This window comes from Tardiphaga sp., assembly GCF_028290785.1.
In the GTDB taxonomy this organism is placed as follows: Bacteria; Pseudomonadota; Alphaproteobacteria; order Rhizobiales; family Xanthobacteraceae; genus Tardiphaga.
In genome coordinates this window covers 1-4,519 of sequence record NZ_JAQGJD010000042.1, presented here as the reverse complement: position 1 = coordinate 4,519, position 4,519 = coordinate 1, and the positions used below count along the sequence as shown (strand labels likewise).

Annotated in this window: 6 protein-coding genes and 1 pseudogene; 6 read left to right on the top strand and 1 reads right to left on the bottom strand. The window is 63.9% G+C overall.

Annotation, left to right across the window (positions count from 1 at the left end):
- From JWR89_RS02400 to JWR89_RS02385, 4 genes are all read left to right on the top strand, one after another.
- Positions 1-1,080, top strand: a 1,080-nt coding sequence (locus JWR89_RS02400; protein ID WP_299711348.1) for an FAD-dependent oxidoreductase, incomplete at its 5' end; no start/stop codon positions are given.
- An 18-nt stretch (positions 1,081-1,098) separates the two neighbouring features.
- On the top strand, positions 1,099-1,446 hold the full coding sequence (locus JWR89_RS02395; protein WP_299711345.1) for a RidA family protein: 348 nt from the start codon (positions 1,099-1,101) through the stop codon (positions 1,444-1,446).
- A 289-nt stretch (positions 1,447-1,735) separates the two neighbouring features.
- Entirely contained in the window at positions 1,736-2,182 is a 447-nt protein-coding gene (gene ybgC, locus JWR89_RS02390; RefSeq protein ID WP_299711342.1) for a tol-pal system-associated acyl-CoA thioesterase, read from the top strand.
- 75 nt (positions 2,183-2,257) lie between these two features.
- Positions 2,258-2,725, top strand: coding sequence for a nuclear transport factor 2 family protein (locus JWR89_RS02385; RefSeq protein ID WP_299711339.1), 468 nt, complete (start codon positions 2,258-2,260; stop codon positions 2,723-2,725).
- A gap of 172 nt (positions 2,726-2,897) precedes the next feature.
- Here the strand turns inward: JWR89_RS02385 and JWR89_RS02380 are convergent, their stop codons facing one another.
- Entirely contained in the window at positions 2,898-3,542 is a 645-nt protein-coding gene (locus tag JWR89_RS02380) for a glutathione binding-like protein (RefSeq protein ID WP_299711336.1), read from the bottom strand.
- A gap of 97 nt (positions 3,543-3,639) precedes the next feature.
- Between JWR89_RS02380 and JWR89_RS02375 the strand changes: the two genes are divergently transcribed.
- Both JWR89_RS02375 and JWR89_RS02370 read left to right on the top strand, forming a co-directional pair.
- Entirely contained in the window at positions 3,640-4,296 is a 657-nt protein-coding gene (locus JWR89_RS02375; protein WP_299711333.1) for a TetR/AcrR family transcriptional regulator, read from the top strand.
- 97 nt (positions 4,297-4,393) lie between these two features.
- A pseudogene (locus tag JWR89_RS02370) lies at positions 4,394-4,519 on the top strand (YciI family protein); the annotation flags it as partial.

Genomic DNA, 4,519 nt, shown 5'->3' with positions numbered 1-4,519 from the left:
CACGGATGCTCGACCGCGCTTCACATGTGCCTTGCTGGCATGAAGCCGGTGCTGATCGAGAAGGACTATGCCGGCCGCCACGCCTCGGGCGTGAATGCGGGCGGTGTCCGCCAGCTCGCACGGCATGTCGCAGAGATCCCGCTCTCGATCCGTTCGATGGGAATCTGGGAGCGGATTGAAGAGCTGGTCGATGACACCTGCGGCTTCGAAAGCCACGGCCAGGTGCTGGTCGCAGAGAACGATGCCGAATTCGATGCATGTCGCGCGCGCGTCGCCGAGCTGAACGCGCTTGGTTTCACCCACGAGGAACTGATCGACGGCCCGGAGCTGCGCCGGCTGGTGCCGGCGGTGGCCGAGAGCTGCCCAGGCGGAGTGGTATCGCGGCGCGATGGCGCCGCCGATCCGGCCCGAACCACCACCGCGATCCGCCGCAAGGCAGCTGCACTCGGTGCGACCGTCTGTGAGGGCGTAGCCGCGACCAACATTCGAAAGGAAGCGGGCCTGTGGCGGGTAGACGTCGGTGCCGATAGCTATGCGGCACCGGTGCTCGTCAATGCCGCCGGCGCCTGGGCCGGCCGCATCGCCGCGGCGCTTGGCGAACCGGTGCCGGTCGAGACGGTGGCGCCGATGCTGATGATCACTTCCCGCGTGCCGCATTTCATCGATCCGGTGGTGATCCTGCGGGGCCGCAAACTATCCTTCAAACAGTTTCCCAACGGCACCGTGCTGATCGGCGGCGGCTATCTGGCGACGCCGGATCAGGACCGCAACGAAACGGTGCTGGACTGGCGCAGCCTCGCCCTTAGCGCACGCACCGTATTCGAACTGTTCCCGATCATGCGCGGCGCTACCATCGTCCGGGCCTGGGCCGGCATCGAGGCGCGGACGCGCGATGATCTTCCCGTACTCGGGCCGAGCGCCCGACATGCCGGGCTCTTTCACCAGTTCGGCTTTTCGCTGCACGGCTTCCAGCTCGGCCCCGGCGCCGGCGCGGTGATGACGGAGCTGATCACCAACGGCGGCACCCAGACCCGGATCGGCGATCTCGACATCGGGCGCTTCCATCCTTCCACACCCTAGAACCAAGATGAGGACATCATGACCATCACCCGCAACATCCGTACGCCGATCATGCACCGCGCCGTCGAGGCTAACGGATTCGTGTTCGTCGGCGGCACAATCGCCGATGACACCAGCGTCTCGATGGGTGAGCAGACCCGCAATATCCTCAGCAAGATTGCCGGCTACCTGAAAGAAGCGGGAACGGAGAAATCCCGCGTTGTCAGTGCCTCGATCTTCGTGACGGATCTATCCGGGAAGAAGGAGATGGACGCGGCCTGGACGGAGTTCTTTGGTGACGATCTGCCGGCGCGCGCAACGGTCGGTGTCGCCAATCTCGGCAGCGGCGCCTTGATCGAGGTAGTGGTCACCGCGTTCAAAGGCTGAGCCCACCGACCGGCTTGTTCAGTTGCCGATTGGGCAGCAACAGAAGCTACGACAATGAGAGACTCTGGAAGGTTTAGACTCATCCGAGCGCCGGGAGCCTTTCGGAAGAGGGCCTTCTCGTTCAGACCGAGATTTGACCGAATACCGGTATGGTGGTTGCGCCTCCCCGCAACCACGATTCGAGATGCATCGCGGGCAAGGTTCGGAGCTCAAAGCGATTGGAGCTTGCTGAGGAAGGTACCTCTGTGCAAGACGATTACTCCCCGAATTGTGATCAGAGGATTTGCCCGTGACAACCTCTCTCGATGGCGAAATTCGCGACGGTCGTCATCATATGCGGGTCCGCGTCTATTTCGAAGATACGGACGCCGGCCAGATTGTCTATCACGCAAATTTTTTGCGCTTCATGGAGCGCGGCCGAACGAATTATTTGCGTTTACTCGGAACGAGCCAACAAGAGCTGCTGCGGGAAGCGCGTCAGGATGCTCCGGGCTTTGCCTTCGTTGTTCGTTCGATGACAATCGATTTTCTGAAACCGGCAATCCTGGACGACCTGCTTGACGTCGTCACGATTCCACAAGAGGTGAGGGGCGCTTCGATCGGCTTGCTGCAGGAATGCAGGCGCGGAGACGATCTGTTGGTCACGGCGCATGTGCGCGTGGCGTTCATCTCAGGCGGAAAGGCGCAACGGATCCCGCAGTCTCTCCGGCTCGCCATGAAGGCCGATCAGCTTTAGCAATCGGGCGATAGGCGAGGGGCCATCGACTCGCCGGTGCCCGCGGCTACAATCGCGGAAGCAATGGAGATCGTCATGTCGCGTCCGCCGTTTCCGCCGTTCACAAAAGAGACCGCCGCCCAGAAGGCCCGGATGGCCGAAGACGGCTGGAATTCGCGCGACCCGGTGAAAGTATCGCTGGCCTATACCGAGGACAGCGTGTGGCGCAACCGCGGCGAGTTCTTCCAGGGCCGCGCGGCGATCGTCGAATTCCTGACCCGCAAGTGGGCGAGGGAACACGAGTACCGGCTGATCAAGGACCTGTGGGCGTTTCACGACAACCACGTCGCCGTGCGCTTCCAGTACGAATGGCACGACGACGCCGGCCAATGGTTTCGCTCCTATGGCAACGAGCAGTGGGAATTCGACGCCGCCGGCCTGATGCGCCGCCGCGAGGCCAGCATCAACGACGTCGCGATTGCCGAGAAGGATCGCCGCTTCCGCTGGCCCGCTCCGGGCCCGCGCCCGGCGGATGTGCCGGGGTTGGGGACTGATCCCTTCTAAGAAGCCCGGTCAAACGCAGTATTCGTTCCCCGGACGCTGCGCACTGCGCCGCCTTTTGGCGGCGTGGTGCGCTGCAGAGCCGGGGCCCCGGTTGCTTGAAGAAGATACCGGGATCCCGGATCTGCGCAGCAGCGTGAAGAACGCTGCAGCGCGTCCGGGACATGAGTCTCGCCTACGCCGCCGCCTTGTGGCGCGCCTGCTCGGCCTTGAACAGTTCGAACTCCTCGGCGACGGCTTTCGCGATGCTCGGCCGTTCGCGCAGGCGCTTGTGATACGCCTTGATCGCCGGCCAGTTGGCGAAATCGATCTGCGGCGTTGCCATGGTCCAGTTGATCACCGTGGCCAGATAGGCATCGGCCACGCTGAAGCGGTCGAGCAGGAAGTCGCGGCCCTGCAGATGCGCCTCTAGGTAGTCGAGCCGGGAAGTGCCCTTCGCCAGCGCCCATGCCTTGGTCTCGGCTGAGGCCTTGGGGTCGAGCAGCGGAATGAACAGCGCCTTGTGCAGTTCGGTGCCGATGAAGCACAGCCATTGCTGCAGCCGCGTGCGGTCGATGCCCGAGCCCGCGGCAATCGCGCTGTCGGGAAAGCGGTCGGCGACATATTGCAGGATCGCCGCGTTCTCGGTGAGGACTACGTCGTCGTCGGTGCGCAAGGTCGGCACCATGCCGAGCGGATTGACGCCGCGGAAATCCGCGCCGTCGGTCAGCACCTGCTTGGTCTTCGGATCCACTTCGAGATAGTGCGCCTCGGCGCCGGCTTCATACAGCGCGATGCGGGTCGCCATCGAACAGGCCATCGGCGAGAAATACAGGTCCATCGTTGCCTCCTGAGGTGGCGGCGCGTCGCGTCGCGCCGCGGGTTGATTTTTATACCGTCTCGCATAATATAAAAACCGTCAAGGGATTTATTGCGATATGGTACAAAAAGAAAACACCCCACCCGCCGCCGCGAAACCGGCGGCCGAGCCGAAGCGCCGCGGACGGCCGCGCGCCTATGCGCCGGAGGTGGCGCTGGGGCAGGCGCTGGCGCTGTTCCGCAAGGGCGGTTTCGCCGCGACCTCGCTGGACGATCTCAGCGCCGCCACCGGGATGAACCGGCCGAGCCTGTACGGGGCCTTCGGCGACAAGCGCGAGCTCTACATCAAGGCCTATCGGCGCTACCGCGACGACTACGGCGCGCAACTGGTGGATATCTTCAAGGCCGACCTTGGGCTGCGCCAGCGCCTCGCGCGCATCTTTAACGTGGCGCTGGAGACCTATCTGTCCGGCGGCGATGCGCCGCGCGGCTGTTTCACGGTGATGACGGTGGCCTCCGACGCCATCGCCGATCCCGACGTCCGGGCGCTGGCGCAGGACAGCGTGGTAGGATTGGACAAGGCGTTCGCCCGGTGTTTTCGCATCGCCGCGGAGAAGTACGAGCTGCCGAAATCGGCGGATATCGCGACGCTGTCGCAGATCGCTACGGCCACGCTGTTTTCGCTCGCCATCCGGGCCCGCGCCGGCACGCCGCGACCACAGCTTGAAGCGATCGTGCAGGGCGCCATCGACCTGCTGTGCCGCGATGCGGTGTAAGTCCGGCGAGTTGCTTCGCGACCCGCGGCAATAAATTCCGCTATCCTGTCGGGACCGGCCGAGGCCGTTCGTCTTCCATCCAAGGAGGTCCCATCGCATGCTCTATGCCATTCTCTGCTACCACGATGAAGCCGTTGTCGGCGCCTGGTCGAAGGACGAGGACGATGCGGTAATGGCAAAGCTCCATGTGGTGCATGGCAAGCTCGCCGCGCAGGGCAGGCTC

Excerpts from the sequence above, each read along its gene's own strand:
- JWR89_RS02375 (WP_299711333.1), top strand. The coding sequence starts at position 3,640 with ATGGTACAAAAAGAAAACACCCCACCCGCCGCCGCGAAACCGGCGGCC.
- JWR89_RS02395 (WP_299711345.1), top strand. The coding sequence starts at position 1,099 with ATGACCATCACCCGCAACATCCGTACGCCGATCATGCACCGCGCCGTC.
- JWR89_RS02380 (WP_299711336.1), bottom strand. The coding sequence starts at position 3,542 with ATGGACCTGTATTTCTCGCCGATGGCCTGTTCGATGGCGACCCGCATC.
- JWR89_RS02385 (WP_299711339.1), top strand. The coding sequence starts at position 2,258 with ATGTCGCGTCCGCCGTTTCCGCCGTTCACAAAAGAGACCGCCGCCCAG.